An 18,874-nucleotide genomic window follows, 5' to 3' on the forward strand; every position below is an offset into this window, starting at 1 on the left:
AGTTGAAAAATTTGGCAACTAACTTAGCTTTAATTAGACAGATGCTGCAGGGCATGCTGAACCTGATTCAAACATAAGTTTGCTAGCCCCAAAAGCCCTGAAGCCAAGCTAGTCAAAGGAGCTGACCTCAGGGCTACCTGACAGCTACCGCGTTTCTATCACCAGGCTTGTAAGAGTGTGCTGTTTCACCATTTAGGCTGGTATTACCGCTCCAAAGCATATGACAGTTCCATAATGCAGGAGCGCTCAGGTGCGCATTAGATACGGCTTCTGGAGTGTCATTAACTCATTCAGACCGAAAGGATGGAGAGACAACCATAGGAGCGTATACACAGCCTTTACAGGGAGGAGGAACTAGACCTAAGGAATGGTGCCCAAGGTTTGTCGGCAGGGGTATAACTTGGCTTCCGTCCCATAATTCACTGGATGGTGAATTACTGAAAGAGTGGATGCAAGAAATATAATAAGACCTAAACTCTCTACTTTTGGCCTGCCCCAGTGTGAGGAACTCACTAATCCAGAGCGGCTTTACTAACACAGACTATTTAGAAATAAGACTTCTTTGACTGTCTACTAGTTTTGCTCCAGCATCTTCACTACTCTCAATATTTTTATAGACTACTTCATTTGACAAGACAAAATACAAGGAGAACCACAGCCAACTGGCGCTATAAATAGATCCACTAAATAAATGCTGTATTAGGCTCTGTAGAAATATGATCATTATCCAAGAACTCTCTGGGTTGTTTTTGATAATAATAACGGAGTTCTTAAAGGCCTTGATTATCAAATACAAGAAAGGTATCATTCCTAATATACCTGTTGTCAGAAGAACTTCTATAAATATATTATGTGGATGGTTGCCGGTTTCTCTTACTTCCAGGCTGTCACCAAAAATCGGGTTGTTATAAAAGTGCTCTAAGGCTATATCCCAGATAGTGATCCTTGACGCAGATGAGCTTCCTTCACTGATATCAGATTCTATACCAACAAATCTACTAATTACGGAGCTACCAAAGTATTCACTGAGCGTTACTACTAAAAACGAAACAAAGATAAGAACCAGTAGCAAACGCATGCTTTTTACTTTGTTCTTCTGATAAGCGATGAATAAGAGAAAGGGTACTATTAGTGCTATAACGGAACCTCTCGAAGCTCCAAGAAAGAAAGGGACACAGGATAGTATGGCAACACTGACAAGCCCTATTTTACTGTACTTTGAATTTTCAGTTGTGAACAGCAGAGAAAGCGCAACTCCCATAGACATTGAACCAGAATAAGACAATGCAAGTGGAGACATATAATTTTCGTCCCTAGAAACAGCCAGTGATATTCTCCCTACCGTGCCTATGTACTCTCTGTAGAAAACAATTGTAAGAACCGCAAGTAAAAAGCCTGAAATTAGAACTGCATATTTATACAACTTATAATCAACTGGATAATCCTTTTTGAGGAACAACAGAAGAAAAGGGAAAAAGCCAAAGGAAAGAAAATATAAAAGGAATGATTCGTTACTTATGTGATAAGACGAGCCTTTTAAAATTTCGATTAGTATTCGACCTACATACAGCAAAGAAAAGACGATGAATGAAATTAACAGAGGCTGATGCAAGCTTCGCTTTCTTCCTGCACACAAAAAAGAGACAGCTAACAATAACACTGTTACAATTCTGATTGGAATAGTAAATAGCCGAGAGGATTCTACTCCAATCAAATTGTTAGTTAATATCAATAGCACGTAATACCCCGAGAAAGAGAAGAATATCGCACCAAATAAAGCTGTTACATATATCTTATACTTACTTAAACTCATACATAGCTAGATAATCATTTTCTAAAACTCAGGTTACGCGTACTCCTTACTTAATTCTATGATATCAATCAGTCTATCTACATTACTTTCAACTCCGTAACGCATAGAACGAGACTTAGCATCACGCCCCATCGAAGCCCACCTTTCTCTGGCACCAATGGAATCGTTGTAGGCAAGGGTAAAGTTCTCAACATCTGGCTTAGAAACAAGCCACCCGTTTTCATTATGCTCAACCATTTCTGAGGGCCCACCCAGATAATAGGCAATTACAGGTTTACCAGCTCCTAATGCTTCGGCTACACTAATACCAAAGGGTTCTGCATTTCTACGGCCATTGATTACGATGTCTACGCTAGAGTAAAACATCGGCAAATCGCTTATATCGCCTAGAAAATGAACTTGCTTCCCTAACAGGTCTTTAGCAAGCTTCTGAACTTCACCTGCAAACTCAGAGTCCAGGGGCCCTCCCGCCACTAACAAATGACCTCCCATCTTTGGTATTGCGGACTTAACAAATGCCTCCACAACAACATCCTGTGCTTTATCTTTGTGGAGCCTTGCTGCAACACCATAAACAGGGGCATTTTTGTCTATCCCTAATTTCTCCCTGAAATTAGTTTCACTTTTTTGCACACGTTCTTCATCATACGCCATGTACACCACGTGTTTACATGAGTCTCCCAAAGTGTTTTTAGTATAAACACTATTCCCAATAGAGGTTATACCATACTTATCACAATAGAAATTATAGAATGCCTTAGATACCTTCCCATTTACAGTGTTAGGCAAATGCCAAAAACTTTTAGAGGATATCATTTGGGATAATAAACCTGCCAGATGAATAAAATTAGGCCTGCAATACATGATAGCATCATAGGCCTGGTCTGATTCTATTTGCTCACTTACGAATTTTGCATATTTTACCCCAAACTTATAAGACTTAAGCATCGAATTAAGAATTCTAGGGATAGGTCCTGAATAAAGCGCATCTAAATAAGGAATTTTGTAAGAGATATTGCACAGGCTCTGATATTCTTCTGTTCTTTCTCCTTCCCCAACTATCACCGCATCTACAATATATCCCCTTTTCTTCAGCTCCTTGATGAACTGAACTTCATAAATATAGACTCCACCTCTATCTTTACTATTTAATATCTTTAATATTCTCATAACGTGATATAATTATCTAACCCTGGCGCCGCCAAACATTAATTTAAAGAACTCGAACACTAGTATAAAGTACAAGTAGATGTTTACAGTAGTAACTTTAGCCTTATCTACAAGAGGAACATTTTTTTCGTTAAGAAGCAAACTCCATGTCTTGTTGATCACCAGAACATAAAACAGATAAGGAATATAGAGTATATTTTTGATTATACTTTTAAAATTCAGGTTAAACTCTTTTTTCCCTCCAAATTCTCTCCGCCTCTGGTTCGTGAATTCTTTAAAAGTAGCTCTGGCTGGATGTCCAATCTTCACGTTATCAGCGTAGAATAAGTTAAACCCATGTGTATTCGCTCTTCTGTTCCAGCCAATATCATCACCTGACTTCTTACTTGCATCAAACTTACCCACCTTGTCAAACAGCTCTCTTCTTGCAAAAAAATTTGCCGTAACCGACCCCTTCAGGACCTCTACTGTTTTCTTTTGGTTAAAGCTATAGATGCTTTCGTATAGCTCAATCCAAGTCTTTTTTGAAGCATTCTGATAAAACAGTTCAATTTTACCTCCTAATCTATCGACATTCCCTGTGCTAAACCTTTCCACTGCGTTTGTTATCCAATCTGAATGAGGAACACAGTCTGCATCAGTAAAACCAATAATTTCTCCTTTAGCAACCTCCAAACCAGCATTTCTGGCAGCATAAGAGCCTGCCTTGCCCTCTGATAGTATACTCATGTTACGAGGCAAATAGTAATTGGCGGGCACCTGATCATTCGGATCGTTGTTTACAATAATAACTTCGAAGAATTCTTTTGGGTATGTCTGATTATCAAGCGCCTTAATGCAAAGCGCTAACCTGCTCCAATCATGATAGGTTGGGATAATAATTGAAACGAAAGAATTTGATTTCATGATAGTATTTTTAACACTTATTTAAAGTTGTTTCTCCTAAAAGTGTTTCTGCGAAAAGCTAATTAGGTACTACTCGGCGTGTTTTGAATTCTTTAAGCTCCTTCAGTCTTAGATTAAGTTCTGACCTCATCATCAACCAGACAACACAACAGTAGCTGATGGCTAAGCCCACTGTACATATCAAGTAATGTAACTTTAAATTATAGAGCAGAATAGTCACAGCAAATGCTATCGTACTTGCTACTAATGGGGTAGCCATAGTAAACAGCAAGTCTTTTAAAGAAACGTCTACTAACTTTTTCAGGTAGTATTGTGCAACAACTACTTCCAAGGCTTTATTAAGAACATATGCCCATGCAGCCCCTACAATACCATTCCAGTAAATTCCCAAGGTAATCAAGGGTACATAAAAAAAGACAGCTTTAGAAAATTGAATTTTCATTTCTAGTCTTGAATGACCCAATCCTCTTATCAATGACGCATGGCTGTTCACCAACATATGCACCATAACTGATAGGGCTAAAATTTTTAAAGGCATAATTGCATCACTCCACTTGTCACCAAAGAAGTCATATACAAAAGGTTCCCCAAGCACAATCAAGAAAACCATCACTGGATATATGCAAACGCTGTTATATTTTACTACTTTCAGATAATACCTCTTAAGCAGCACAAGGTCATCCTGCTTTTGCCCATACACAGGGTACATAACTTTTCCTATCATACCCATAATCTGGCTTCTGAAAGTGTCTGTGAGCACAAAAGCCAAAGTATACGTGCCTAAAGCATACGCACTCATCAGTTTGCCTATCAACAGGTAATCTACTTTTGATATTAAGTTGTTAAAGAAATTTGTACCTGTAGTGTAAACTCCAAACCCGAAGATATCAACGAATGACTGCTTATCCCAAACAAGCTTTGGGTACCATTTTGTAGCGTTAAAGTATAACGGCAGAGCTACAAAATATGCAGCAACGGAGTTAAACACTAATGCCCAAACTCCTGCTCCCATATATGCCATCACCAAAGCAACAACTCCTGAAAAGACAGTTGAAACATTATTGATGAAAGCCAGCCTTTTAAAATCCATCTGTTTTGTGAGCCTGGCACTATGAACCAAGCTAATTGCACTTGGAAGCACCCCCAGGCTTAATACAGGAACTATTTCACGAAGCATTGGCTCTTTGTAGAAAGCTGCCGCCAATGGTGCAACAGCAAAGAAAATGAGCAGAAAAATACCTGTTGACCAGACGAGCCCTGTCCAGAATGCTGTATGATAATGCTCCTCTGTTAAATGTTCTTCTTTCCGCTGAACAAGAGCAGCCCCTATTCCTATTTCGTTAAATATTTGAATAAAGCTAATAAAGACTGTCGCCATACCCACTAATCCAAATTGGCTTGGAAATAATAGTTTGGCTAATATAAGCCTGATAGCAAAGCCAAACCCTCTGCTTATGACAAGCTGAATAGAACTCCAGATTATACCGCTGATGACTTTGCCTTTTATATGAGGTACTCCCATTAAAGTGAAGAAGACAGATAAAATAAAAATTAATGTAATCTAATAGAAACAGAAATAAGTGCTGAGGCATTTAGTATATGCCTTTTATACTGACGCAGAGACAGTACTGTATTCGAAGTCTTAGTCAGTTATGGCACATGATGGATTTCGCACTATACTTTTTTATACAGCTACCTCGTTTTTGATTTTATCATTCCACCCTGTCTCATGCCCCTGATCACCATATCCGTAGCCATAGCCGTAGCCATAACCGTTCTGCTTTTTGGCATCGTTTAACACGATCATTGGATGTTTTAACTTTCTGTTTCTATAAATATCATCGATGATTTTCACCTGATCCTTTGCCGTCTTATTATACCTCACGACATAAATACTAGAATCAATGTAAGGAGCTAATGCCAGCGCGTCTGCTACCTGTCCAACAGGCGCTGTATCAATAATGACATAATCAAATACTTCCTTTAATTCATCAATTAAAGTCCCTACTCTAGGGTGCAACATTATCTGTGAAGGATTAGGAGGAATAGGTCCGGAGCCAATCATGTAAAGATCAGGCATATCCTGAGAAGGAACTATAATTTCATCGATGGAAGAGTTTTCTGAAATTAGGTAATTAGTAACTCCTTTGTCGTTCGGTAAGCCTAAGCTTTTCATCAGGGATGGTTTTCTAAGGTCAAAAGACAGCAGAACAACTCTCTTACCAGTAAGTACCAGGCTGGCACCCAGGTTTATACAAAAGAAAGTTTTACCTTCACCACTCATGCTCGAGGTGACCAATATTACTTTATTCTCACTTCCAACAGTAGCAAACTGCAGGTTTGCCCGAATTAGCCAGAACAGTTCGGCAACAGGGCTTCTATTCTTTTTAGTTACAACTATTGCCTCCCTTTTGCTGTTATGAGAAATCTCACCCAGAATTGGGGTCTCCGTTAAATTCTCTACGTCTGTCTTCAACTGTATCTTATCATTCATCAGGTCTTTGATATGGATAGTGGCTATGGGCAGGCCTATACCCAATAAGAAGGCTAAAACGAAGATTAGTTGCCTCCGCGGCAGCGCAGGCTCCTCATCAACCATAGCTTCATCTAAAACTTTGGCGTTTTGTATGTTAGCAGCCAATGACATGGCAGATTCTTCACGCTTTTGCAGAAGGTAGAGGTATAAACCTTCTTTCGTACCTTGCTGTCTGTTTATCTGCAGCAGCTCTCGCTCAATAGAAGGCACCTGTTGCTTTTTGGACTCGACCTGCGCATAGCTCCTTTGCAGATTGTCTCTTGTAATGATCAGTCCCCTTTTAATATTCCTCAGATTCTCCACTATATTAACCTGAAGATTTGCTAGCTGTTCGTTCGTATTTTCAACGAGCGGGTGACTCGCTTGCATGGTTCGTAAAAAGTTTTGACGCTCCAGCTGCAGTTCATTAAACTTCTTAATAAGAACAAGTAATGTCGGGTCCTGGATATTAAGCGAACTTGGCACCAGTTCATACTTGTTTTCATTATTGGTTAAGTAGCTTTCTATTGTCTCTAAAACATCTATTTGCACGTTCCAGTCAGACAACTGCTTGTTGTAATCAGTTGACTTCTCTAAATAAAGCCTAGCCTCCGAACTAACATCTGTAACTTCATATTGGCGTTTATAATTTTCAACGTTTTCTTCCACATCAGTCAGTTCGCCAATCAAATACTTCAGCCGCCCATCTAAGAACTGCAGGTTATTTGCCGCTATGGCCTTCTTTTCACTAATAGCTTCATCGTTATACAGCTCTATCAGCGTACTCATGATATCTAACCCTTTCTCAGGAACGGCATCATAAAGCCTCAACATGACTACGCTGGCATTTTCATTCGTTGGAAACACTTCCAACTTATTATTGTAATCAATTCCTAATTGCTTAACATCATTGAATTGAACTATGATCTTTTTGTGGTCATCAAGTAAGCTATCTGGAGCAGCAACCACAGTAAATGTACCGTATGTAGCCTCTATTTTTTGACCAAACTTGTGAGATGTCACATTTTGATCATTCTCCAGCTCAAAGCTGTTCCCATCTTGTACACGTATTGTTATTGTTTTCTCAAATGCGGAAGGATTGAGTTGATTTACGATAACTCTGATCGGGAGATGTTCCCCGTATATTTCCTCATTCACAAACTGCCCTTCAACAAAATAGGTTGTTTCCATAGCCAGTTCTTCCATAACCCGCTGCATTATGCCTCTTGATTTAAGGACCTCGATTTCATTATCAAGATTCTGACTGTAATTTGTCATCTCGATATCCCCGAAATCAGTACTTATAGGGGCGTCCTTCTTCTTGTCGTCCTTTATCAAAAGAGTACTAGTAACTAAGTACATGGGTGTGGAATACAACAAAAACAGAAAAGCTCCGCCCAAGCACAGAAACAAAGCACCTATAAACAGGTACCAGTGCCTCATGTATTTTAACAGAATTTTTTTCAAGTCAATAGTTTCCGCTTCTAAAGAACGAATGTCTTTCTCTATCATAGCTTTATATTGTTCTATAAAAGTCTCCAAAGAATAAGTGAAACAGTTGAGGTGGCAGCCAAGAATATTGAGATAAAGCGTGTATCAATAGTCGACTGAGCAACCTTAGCACCATTCGGCTCTACATAGATCACATCGTTCTGCTGCAGGTAAAAGTCGGGTGAGTTAAGAATTTCCTTTTTACTGAGGTCAATTCTATCTATACTCCTAACCCCTCCTCTCTCACGTATAAGCAGCACTCTTTCCCTCCTTCCAAAAGAAGTCATGTCGCCGGCCATACCTAGTGCCTCCAGTACATTTATTTTTTCCGATTGAATAGTGAATGTAGATGGGTTTTTCACCTCACCGAGAACTGTTATTCTAAAATTCAGATACCGTATGTTAACAGTAGGTTCTTTCAGGTATTCCTGCAGCCTCCGGTTCAGCATCTCCTGGGCTTCCCGCTTAGTCATACCGCCTAAGTTGATTTTTCCTAATACCGGAAACTCAATGAACCCGTCTCTATCTACTAAATAGCCATCGTTGATGTTGGCCGATGCTACGTCAGAGGATCTAGTACTTGCCGTAGTAAAAACAGTTTTATTGAACAAAGCATTTCCCTCTGGGCTCAGGCTGCTTATGTTAATACTTAATAGGTCATCAGGCTGAATTCTAGGTTCCTTGAAATTGACGATGTCTTCTTTATATCTTCCTTGCTCCCCAATATTGCTGAAATAAGCCAGGTTCCTTTTGCCGCAGGAAGAGAACGAAAGAAGAACTAACAGGTATAAAATATTTAATCTCATCTTTGTTTAGCAGTAAATTCTAAGGGTTTAAGTTTATTAGCGTGTGTGCGAAAAGGGGTTTGTTGCCATTCAGGTAATTCGTTATGTGACACCTCTACGTAAAAACGCTCAATTACACATAATTAATATTAAATAAATATTTAGAATAACACAATCCATTTCATGGATACTTGATTTCTGCTATAAGGTTTGTTCTTTTGCAGTTTTTATTTTAAAAAATTATATATGCATATATATTACTACTACTCACATCCTGCGGATTAATAAAAACCAAGTCTCAGCTATAACAGATTTTTGTTTTAGAGCTGCCTGGGCGTGTAGCGATGTTGCAGCGCGATACCTTCCTCTAAGAAAAATTTCACCACTTATACCCATCAGGACTTTGCCCCATTTGTAAGTCAGACACTTTGTATTAGAAGGAATTTACGCTTGGCCTAGAGTATTTAAAAATGGCGCGGCGCACATCCCTCAGGCGGAGATGAATGCAATGCCATCTTTAGTACCTAAGTAGGAAGCTACAAAGCATCATTTTGATGATCTATGAACTTCCTCTAAAATCTTTAACATTTTACTTGCTAAGTAGTCTTTATCGAAAAATCTTGTGGCAACGTTAAGTGCATTTGCCCTCATTTGTTGCATATCATCAAAGTTATCATGCATCCAGATTAGCTTGTTTGCCAACTGCTCCGGATCGTTGGGGTCAAGCGTAAAACCAACCTCATGCTCGTTTAAGAAGCTTTTCATCCAACCTTGTGTGTTTTGTATTACTGGCACCCCAGCTGCCAGCGATTCAAAAAATTTGTTTGGAGAAGAAGTGTCTAAAACAGGAGTGCCTTTTAAAGGAACTAGTGACACAAATGCATGCTGCACATACCCCACCAGTTGATTTTTTGGCATCAGGCCGAGCCGAATGAAATTAGTTATACCTTCCTTTTTTGCTCTCTCCTCAAGTTCCTCACGCTGCTGCCCCTCACCGATCAGAAGTATTTTAATGTCTGACCTGCCCAACCTCTTCAACACTTTTGCACCTTCTAGCAACCAATTGGAGTTGTTAACCATTCCTATATTGCCAGTATATATGGCATACTTGCGGGGCTCAACTACCTTGTTTGGGCAAGGCACAAGTGTAGAAAAAAGCTTGATGTTTGCTGCGTTGGTAACATCATCAATCCTATCTATGTCGAATCTTCTCTGAATATCCTGTGTCATACCAGGAGATAGGGTAACGATGTAAGAAGAGGCTTTGTAACACAGCTTCTCAAACCAGTAACTTATCTTCTTCATTAACGGGTTGCGGATTACACCTAACTCTATAGCTCCTTCAGGCCAAAGGTCTCTTGTCTCAAAAACGAGCTTTCTACCTCTTATATAGTGCGCTAACAAGCCTGGTAAACCAACTGTAATTGGCCCGGACGAGGCAATTACAACGTCTGCCTTCAAAGTAAGTGCAAAGTAGGAAGACAGTATACTGTACAGTATGAATGTCCAGATCCTCTTGTAGAAGGACTGCTTGTTGTCAATCACCACATTCAGGACTTTTACATGTATACCCTCAAAGTACTGGTCCTCTATTAGTTTTGTAGCAGTTAGGTCAGACTTACTGTATATGCTTGACACTACGGTTACCTCATGCCCTTGCTCTACCCAATCTTTGGCAAACTCATAAACACGAGTACCCCAAGCCCCTTTTGGTGTCGAAAAATACTGGTAGAAGTAGACTATTTTCATACAGACTCTTTTTAGGTAAGTTCTATTTGTGTATTGAGTTTATCTTCAAAAATTACTTTTAGTACTGTGGCAGGTATACGAGTGTTGAAACCGGAGGAAAAATTATAGGTAGCCGTTTCAACTCGAAGTCCGTTAAGAAAATTCATCATACCTACATTATCCAAGTACACTGTATTGCCTTCAACTTGGCAAGCCACGTTGGGGTGCAAGTGGAACAAAGCCACAGCCTCAGTTTGCGCTCTTCCTGCAATTTCATCAACAATTATTACACTAGTGTTATCAAATGAAAAACTTCTACTGTGCCGGACACCAAATCTTTTTGAATAGCCATCATGCTCAGCTTTAAGCTCATTCTCTGATTCGCTTAGTATTGTAACCTGCGCTCTATCACCTACCCTGAAACTTCCCCACACTTCTGACTGGCTGGTATTGTTCACAACAACTGTATTATGTGCCGCAGTTGATCTCTCATAAGAACGTACTGCATCTGCTTCATAAGTAGAGGTACCTGCCTCAACAAAAACAGGAGCACCCTTATAGTGGAGGATAAAGGACAAGGCATCTGCGTGCCCATGTCCAGCCTGGTATTCAGGACCGATATCTGCCACATCAACGACGCACTCATAGCTCCCCCGCTCAAACTTTCTGTATCCTGACTCAGACAAGGCTAATGCTGAAGCTGTGTTGAGCTTTAAATTAGCGGCATAGTCTATAAGTGACTTTGTGTCATAAGTTATAAACGGGGCGCTATCGTTTAAATATGGTATCTCGTTGCTACTAAACGTTATACTTCTAAGCCAGCCAAGCATCAAAGTGGCTTTCCTGCATATATAATCAAAAAAGGCCTCCTCTCTTCTGTCATATGCCTGGTACCAATCAATTAGCTCCAACAGACGATACAGTATTATTTGATGGTACATGGGGCTCAGTTCATAATGCCCGCCATCGTTCAGTACTTGTTCCTTTAACTGTTCAGTAAGTATTTTACATCCTGCTTCTATCCATTCATCGTGGTCAAAGAAAGCTCCGCCCATGAGCAAAGCAAAAGCATTCTCCAACACATGGTTGGCAAGAAGGTGGTACTCAATCCTGCCTGAAAGAAAACTTACTTCTGCCTGTAAAGCAGTGAGTAGTTCTCTGTCGTGAATATGATGCCGGCAAATCAGCCGTATCGTATTCATAACTCTTATTGAAACAGGATAAGGCTCTAGTATGATAGTATTGTTGTTTAAACTATCGTGCAGGTTAGCCAGCCACTGCAGTCGGGTAGCCAAAGGAATTTCTTCCTGTAACAGGTAATAACCGTACTGCAGGTTGTAATTCCATAACTTCCCATGATTTGCGTAGGACCAGTCAATACCTTGGCTGAAGTTTACTTCTTTGTTTAAAAAATTAAATTGCCCAATACCAGTTGCACATGAGGGCGCTGGAAGATAATCTGAAAACAGCAACGCTTTCGTTTGCGCTAAACTTCCCTTATCAGCATAAGCCAACAAAGGCTTAACCTTTAGTAAGCGGTAAATTACCTGATAAACTACCTGCCTTATTCTTAAGTGACGAACGGTATTAAAGTACAGAGACAGTTTCTTCACTTTTTACGTCAAATATCTCACAAATGTGCTTCACAATTCTTTCAGCAGTATGGCCATCCCACAGCGGAGGCACAACACCCTCTTTCCACTTGCCAGCATATAAACGTGTAAGGGCTTGCTCTAAGGCTATTGGGTCAGTTCCTAAAAGTTCATTTGTGCCGAGCGCACAAGTCTCTGGCCTTTCTGTTGAGTTTCTGAGTGTCATGCAGGGCACGCCCATAACTGTTGTTTCTTCTGTTATGCCACCTGAATCTGTGATAACGCCTTTTGCATGCTGTACCAGGTAGTTAAACTCCAGGTAACTGAGAGGCTCCACCATTTTCACCTTTTCTAGCTGTATTCCAAACTTCTGAAGGTTATTACGTGTTCTGGGGTGCACCGGAAATATGACTGGCTGGTCATTCGAGCTGTTTTCAAGGACGCCTAACAAGCTTTTCAACTGTTCAGGATCATCCACATTTGATGGCCGGTGCAAGGTCATGACCATGTATTGCTTTTTCTCTAGCTTAAATTCGTCCCAGAAATCCGGCTTCAAAAAACTAGGCATCTGCTTTAACAGCGTATCAATCATTGTGTTACCCACAAAAAAGACACGTTCATCTGGCACACCAGAGTTTCTTAAATTTGTGTTGGCTACTTCAGAAGTTGTAAAGAAATAATTGGTTATACTGTCCGTTACCAGTCGGTTAATCTCTTCCGGCATCGACCAGTCCCCAGAACGAATTCCCCCTTCAACATGCGCCACCGGAATGCAAAGCTTCTGGGCTGTGATGGCACATGCCATAGTGGAAGTCACATCACCTACTACGATAACCAGGTTTGGCTTGTTCTCTAGAAGTTCTTTTTCAAAACGAACCATAATGGCGGCTGTTTGCTCAGCTTGTGTGCCTCCACCGGCTTCCAGGTTTGCATCTGGCTCCGGAATGCCCAGCTGCTCGAAAAAGTCGCCAGACATTTTCTTATCATAGTGCTGCCCAGTATGAATTAACCTATAGTTAATAGAGTATCCTTCGTCATGTGCTTTCCTGATTGCTTCAATGATAGGAGCAATTTTCATGAAGTTGGGTCTGGCCCCGGCTATAATAGATACAAGCATATTTTCTAGAATTTTATTTATGAAATTAATATGAAGGCTTACATTGATAGTAGTCTTAGCTTTGTAAGGCTGGCATTTTATCTTTTCTTAAGACATAGTTAAACGCCTCTATAAAGCCATGAACCATGATATCTGATCTTAGATTACGGTCGTAATAGTCATAGCTTCCTGCAGATAGCTGTTTCTGTAAACTTCTGTTGTTACAAATTTCTTTTAACAACGCAGCCAGTTCCTCTCCTCCATCCTCATAAAGCAAACTGTTGGATTTATCGCAATACTCGAACTCTGGAGCATGTTTCCTGTTTCTGTTTGTTATCACTGGTACTCCGTAAGCAAAACTATGCACTACCCCAAGCCCTACATGATTGGGAGAAACATATGCAATAGACCTACTAAATGTTTTTTTTAATACCGCCTCATTATAAGCACCGGGCTCAAAGACTACTCTGTCCTGTAAGCCATGGCTTTCAGCAACTTCCTTCAATAATGTAGTATCACCATCCCCAACTATTTTAACCACCACATTTTCAGGAACTTCATTTACAATCGAAGCAAAGGCTTTGATTAATACATCAACACCTTTTCGTTCCTGAATTCTGCCTACATAAAGGAGGTCTGTTTTCTCAACTCCCTCAGAAGGTCCGGCATTTCCTACATGTAAGGTGTTTTTGGCAACAAACATCTTTTCCATCGGGATATTATGCCGATGGAAATCAGCGCACCCACTTTGCGTATAAAAGATCAAGGCGTCTGCCCATTTAGCAAAATAAATTTTAGCCAGCCTGGCTGCCCAATAGTTATTTGTTCTACCAAAGCCCTGCCCCCATAGTATGTATTTAGCTTTTCTGGAAGAAAACAAGGTGTAGAACCAGTTCGGTCTCCAGAGATTGAATGAGAAAACAATAACATCATAGTTATCCTTTAGCTTAGCCACCTCTGGCAGCAACTTAACATTGCCAATAGTCTTAACCTTCGCCTTAAGTTCTTTAAAGTAATACTGCCCATTTGTATGCTCTTCGGTATGAATTACATCACAATGCTCAATGTTCTCATCTCTTGCTATTCTCTCTAATATCGGAATACGGTAATGCAATAAACCTAACTCAAACACAAAAAGTACTTTCATATAAGCTTTGTTATGACCCTCTCTATAAATAATAATTTTGCACTAAGAACCAGCTATCTGACCAAAAGGGCACTTAAGCTACTCCGTCTTATCAGGTAACTCTCAGTGTAACTCCTTCTTCACAGCTGCTGCAAAATCCACTATCATGGCATCATAGGTGGCCGCATCATACACAGTTCCTTTTAGGTGGTTGTCAATACCAGATAAGTCATCAAGCCTGCCGCCTTGATTGTCCCACCAGTAAACACCGCTTGCTTTGTAGCCACTGTGTGAGTAGGCAGAAACATATCTGATGTATTTTGCAAAGACCTCCTTTTGTATGATATCATGAGGATAATCATCACTAGCAGCATGTATTCTGTGCCACACATAAGGAATGACCGGTTTGTTGTGTTTCTTCCCATACACTAGCGCGGGATCTAAATTGTCTCTCAGGTACTGAAGGTTTCTGGCATGCCCTACTTCTTCATCAGCAAACAAAATATAAAGGGACGGGGCAATCCAGTCAATCTCTGACAACAGCCTATCATACTTACCGGAAGGGTTGTACTTCTGCTTTTGCCAATCATACCACGCTCTGAACGGAATACCATAAAACGCGAGTTTTAGGTTTGGTCTGTGTTGCCTAACTTCATTTAAAAGAGCAATAAGCTTATTTTCAGCAGCCTTAAAGCGACTGTCAGTAGCAGGAAAGTTCTTTAAATCATCGTAAGGCCCTGCTTCCCAATCAAGTAGCACCATACTTGTGTTATCAGGATCTGGAAAGTTTTTTAACAGGAACCTTCTTACTCTGGCGGGATCGAAATTGCTTTTGTCATCAGTGTACACAATGCTCCCCTGCGTCATAATTTGGATTTTGTCTGTTACAAAACCATTGTTTCTATTGTTTCTAAAGTACTCTTCTGATTTAGTATCAAACCGGCTGGGATAACAATAAACTTTAAAGGAAGGAGATTCTTGTACGGGCAAATAGCAAAATAGAGCTAATACTATATTTAATAAATAAATAGGGAAGACACTCATTACTTTAAATAAACTTAACAATAAACCATTGAAGTATTTAGATTAGACTTAACGTCTATCTAAAGATTTTGTTTATTATATATATGAAATATTTTGTTTTTATTCTCGTGTGGCATCTGTGGATTGCTCATTCAACTTATTCTGTTTATTTCAGAACTTAACCTTTCTTATTCGAGCAGGGGAACGGAAGCACAGCTTTTAGATATTATTCTTGAGCAGCAACACATAGCGGAAGCACACTGTAATGCTTTAAACACACATGATACAACAGCCTTAACTTTAATAGAGCTTTGTAACGTAGCGTTAACAGGATTGCTATACACACCACACAGGATATACTGACAATGAAAACATTTTGAAAAGATTCAGGTTATCAGACTTCATTTCAGCACTTAGTTAGATTTTGCAACAGAATTGTTGACAATTAATTAATACTTAAATGCAAAAGGTAACTTATCCGGCCATGGCATAAGTATTTGCTTGAGCAGAATTTAACTTCGAAGCAACTGATAATTTTTCCTGCTTAAACTTTAGAATAGCCTTAAAGTTTCTTTTCATGGCACGATATCTTGTAAAACTCAACAGCCTCCCTTTAAATCCCATAAACTTTAGAGTATTTAACTTAGCCTCCTCCGTTCCAGATGATGTAGTTACGCTAGCAAAAAGAACAGGTAACTTTTTAAGAATGTATAGAAGCAACATCATAAACAACTTTAAGCTAAAAGACACCGTGTTCTTACTACCGTGGTTAAGAAGTAATTGGTACGGTAGTAAAACTTCAAAGCACTGAGCTGCCTCCTTAAAATAACGAACATAGTAGTTCCAACTTATCCGGCCATCAGGCATAAAATGCTTGAATTTAAGTCTTTCATCGTACCAAATATCGTATCCAGCTAATGCTATAGCATAACATAGCTCATAGTCTCCACCTGAACTTAGGTTGGAGCCAACTCTATCTGTAAGCATAGGCTTAAATCCTGCTTTATAAATAACTTTATACGCGGATTTGCGCAAGACACAACCAGCCCCATACACAGCATTACGACGTACTTTACCTGATTCCTTAGCCTGAGGGCCATTTGCAAACAAAGGAAGTGCAGTTGCCCAGGAAGGGGGAGAGACCTCATAAACTAGTTCTCCATAGCCTCCTAATACTCCTACAGAAGGATTCTGCAGCATCAGGTCGTAACTTAAATTTACGTAATCAGGATCAAGCCAATTGTCATCATCACAAAACAAAACAAACGCGTAGTGAGAGTTTGTAAGCGCCAGTTCGCGAGCATATGTTAGCCCTTGTCTTGGCTGGTGTAAAAGTCTGAAAGGAGCAGGATTCTGATGCTTCTTCCATTCCTCAAGAATGACATTAGAAGTATTGTCTGTTGATGCATTATCAACTATGATAACTTCCCATGAAATACCAGAATGCACACGCTGCTGCGCGATATGTTTTATAGTTTCTGGGAGAAGGGCAGCCCCATTATAAGTGCATACTACCACTGTTACGCCTAAACTCATACTAAATATATATTCAGCTATGTATATAACTCTGCACCAATACGAATATAGTATAATAGATAAGGTCTGCTATTTAAAAGCGTCTTCTATCTGTATACTTTCAATTACCTTTTCCTAGCCCATCATAATCTTACTTAGAGTTTCTGTTTAAGTACAAAGTCATCTCTAGTTTTAGAAACTTACTCTATTAATCATTGAAGGACAATTCTCCTGAACCAACTCCGCTAAAATCAAAGGGGGCATGTAAATATGACGTATTCAGCTATCTATACATATACTGGAATTAGGTACCTTCTATAATCTAATGTGTTTAAAGTTACCTAATACCTTTATCTGCAATATATAAAAAACACATCAATTTATTCAGGAATTTTTATACGTACTGTTATGGGCACATGTTGTGTCTCTTAAATATTTATAAACCTCCCCGGCACATTCTACTCCTAAACTCCTTGGATTTGTTTACTTATGAGTTGATACAGATTATTTAAACGGGAAACAGATAAAAGCCATTCTTGATTTGTTATACCTAAGACAATAAGGATAGAGTTGTGCATCTAATGCTGCGGCAGTTTGAGCCTTATTGCCTATTTTTAAAGATTTATTTTCTCTGCTTTAAAAAATTTTGTATCCATATTTGTTGCACTGCATCATCTCTGTTTTGAAGGCAATTTGACTCAACAGCAAATATATCTCTCGGAACTCCCAAACTCATAACAACTTAGTTTTTACCACTTTCATCAGATTTTAGAGACCTTTAGCTGAATAAAATCCATTCTAATTTATATAACTTATTTTATCGTAATTTAAAATATATAACATTTTATATATATATAATCAAATTGATTGTTAAGAAATTAATAATACAGATTCTCATACCTATTTTTAACGATGGCGTATATTAGCTTTAACATATAAATATCCTCATAAATCATATATTTTAACCATTAGCTAAACCATCCACATTATGAGTATGGAAGTATATTTACAAACCGAGACTCTTCCAGAAGTTGGAGCCCTTAGAGTATCAAAAGAGTACAGTACAAAAACAAAAAAATGCCTTATAGTGCACCCAGGTGATATGGCATATGAATTTATTAAAGAACCTGGTCTATCAAACTTCTACGCCGTCGACTTCTGGGATAGCAGGAGCAATGAGGATTTAGTAACAACTCTAACTTCCACTAAGTATGATGTTGTGTTGCTTGATCCTAGCTCTAATATCAACCTTAGTAAAGCTCATTTGAAGCATATCAACAACCTGAGGGTCAATCAGGTGGCAGTGTATAATCTTGCTTCATTTCATGAAAACTTTACAAAACGAATACCACTGACTCATTTCAAGACATGGCTTATCAACAGTGACATGTTCTTTGTAAGTTCTCGCAACTTATTCCAGCTTCAAAAAAGAGCTATTGATATTGGAGTTAGTTTTATACTTGCCCCTTTTGCTCTGTTACTAGTGCTATTGGCCGCACTTTGTATCAAATGTACTTCTAAAGGGCCTGCATTCTTTATCCAGAAACGAGTAGGAATGAAAGGACTCACTTTTAGTATTTTCAAGCTACGGACTATGTATCATTCCACCGATGGCGCAAATAACAGACATACAGTGAAGAATGATGCCAGAATAACACCAGTGGGAAAAATACTGAGAAAAACAAAAATAGACGAATTACCTCAACTATATAATGTTCTATGTGGGCACATGAGCCTTATCGGACCAAGACCTGAAAAGGAAGATATCGTATCCATACTTGTTGAGGAGGCACCCTACTATAATCTTCGGCATTCGATTCGACCAGGTGTAACAGGTTGGGCACAGGTAAATTATCCTACGGCTACTCCTGAACAAAACCTTCAGAAACTTGAGTATGATCTTTTCTATGTAAAGAACGCTTCTCTTGCTTTAGACTTCAAGATCATCCTTCAAACCATACGGGTTGTTTTTACTTGTAATAGCTTATAAGCTGCGGGAAAATCAGCGTTAAAACTATCATCAGATCTGCAGATCAATAATTAACTGTTGAAGCAGTTTCATGCTTCAGTTACTTGTAGTAAAAAACACCGCCAGGTGTGCTCTTCATAAGACT

Annotated in this window: 13 protein-coding genes; 1 reads left to right on the plus strand and 12 read right to left on the minus strand. The window is 39.3% G+C overall.

The features are described from left to right. Nucleotides 1-541 precede the first annotated feature (541 nt). The 12 genes from E1919_RS11035 to E1919_RS11090 form a co-directional block, all read right to left on the minus strand. Nucleotides 542-1,714 carry an O-antigen ligase family protein gene (locus E1919_RS11035; protein WP_162053458.1) on the minus strand — a complete coding sequence of 391 codons (1,173 nt, stop codon included), beginning with the start codon at nucleotides 1,712-1,714 and terminating at the stop codon, nucleotides 542-544. A 132-nt stretch (nucleotides 1,715-1,846) separates the two neighbouring features. Beyond that, a complete protein-coding gene (locus E1919_RS11040) occupies nucleotides 1,847-2,983 on the minus strand; it encodes a glycosyltransferase family 4 protein (protein WP_162053459.1) in 1,137 nt (378 codons plus the stop codon). A 12-nt stretch (nucleotides 2,984-2,995) separates the two neighbouring features. Further along, nucleotides 2,996-3,889, minus strand: coding sequence for a glycosyltransferase family 2 protein (locus E1919_RS11045; protein ID WP_162053460.1), 894 nt, complete (start codon nucleotides 3,887-3,889; stop codon nucleotides 2,996-2,998). A 58-nt stretch (nucleotides 3,890-3,947) separates the two neighbouring features. Then, nucleotides 3,948-5,411 (minus strand): lipopolysaccharide biosynthesis protein, encoded by a 1,464-nt coding sequence (locus E1919_RS11050; protein WP_162053461.1) that lies wholly within the window; start codon nucleotides 5,409-5,411, stop codon nucleotides 3,948-3,950. Between the two features lie 162 nt (nucleotides 5,412-5,573). Further along, a complete protein-coding gene (locus E1919_RS11055; protein WP_162053462.1) occupies nucleotides 5,574-7,916 on the minus strand; it encodes a GumC family protein in 2,343 nt (780 codons plus the stop codon). Between the two features lie 14 nt (nucleotides 7,917-7,930). After that, entirely contained in the window at nucleotides 7,931-8,701 is a 771-nt protein-coding gene (locus E1919_RS11060; protein ID WP_162053463.1) for a polysaccharide biosynthesis/export family protein, read from the minus strand. A 525-nt stretch (nucleotides 8,702-9,226) separates the two neighbouring features. Then, the gene (locus E1919_RS11065) at nucleotides 9,227-10,429 is read right to left on the minus strand and encodes a glycosyltransferase family 4 protein (RefSeq protein WP_162053464.1); all 1,203 of its coding nucleotides are present in this window, start codon (nucleotides 10,427-10,429) and stop codon (nucleotides 9,227-9,229) included. Nucleotides 10,430-10,440: 11 nt separating this feature from the next. After that, nucleotides 10,441-11,610, minus strand: a complete 1,170-nt coding sequence (locus tag E1919_RS11070) for an alginate lyase family protein (RefSeq protein WP_237144287.1) — start codon at nucleotides 11,608-11,610, stop codon at nucleotides 10,441-10,443. Nucleotides 11,611-11,995: 385 nt separating this feature from the next. After that, nucleotides 11,996-13,117, minus strand: a complete 1,122-nt coding sequence (gene wecB / locus E1919_RS11075; RefSeq protein WP_162053466.1) for a non-hydrolyzing UDP-N-acetylglucosamine 2-epimerase — start codon at nucleotides 13,115-13,117, stop codon at nucleotides 11,996-11,998. A 55-nt stretch (nucleotides 13,118-13,172) separates the two neighbouring features. Continuing rightward, on the minus strand, nucleotides 13,173-14,243 hold the full coding sequence (locus E1919_RS11080; protein WP_162053467.1) for a glycosyltransferase: 1,071 nt from the start codon (nucleotides 14,241-14,243) through the stop codon (nucleotides 13,173-13,175). A 102-nt stretch (nucleotides 14,244-14,345) separates the two neighbouring features. Next, nucleotides 14,346-15,266: a hypothetical protein gene (locus E1919_RS11085; RefSeq protein ID WP_162053468.1), complete on the minus strand. Its 921-nt coding sequence runs from the start codon at nucleotides 15,264-15,266 to the stop codon at nucleotides 14,346-14,348. A gap of 453 nt (nucleotides 15,267-15,719) precedes the next feature. Continuing rightward, nucleotides 15,720-16,781 (minus strand): glycosyltransferase, encoded by a 1,062-nt coding sequence (locus E1919_RS11090; RefSeq protein WP_162053469.1) that lies wholly within the window; start codon nucleotides 16,779-16,781, stop codon nucleotides 15,720-15,722. A gap of 967 nt (nucleotides 16,782-17,748) precedes the next feature. Here E1919_RS11090 and E1919_RS11095 point away from each other — a divergent pair. Next, nucleotides 17,749-18,750, plus strand: coding sequence for a sugar transferase (locus E1919_RS11095; protein WP_162053470.1), 1,002 nt, complete (start codon nucleotides 17,749-17,751; stop codon nucleotides 18,748-18,750). Nucleotides 18,751-18,874: the final 124 nt, after the last annotated feature.

The organism is Pontibacter pamirensis (assembly GCF_010015475.1).
GTDB lineage: Bacteria > Bacteroidota > Bacteroidia > Cytophagales > Hymenobacteraceae > Pontibacter > Pontibacter pamirensis.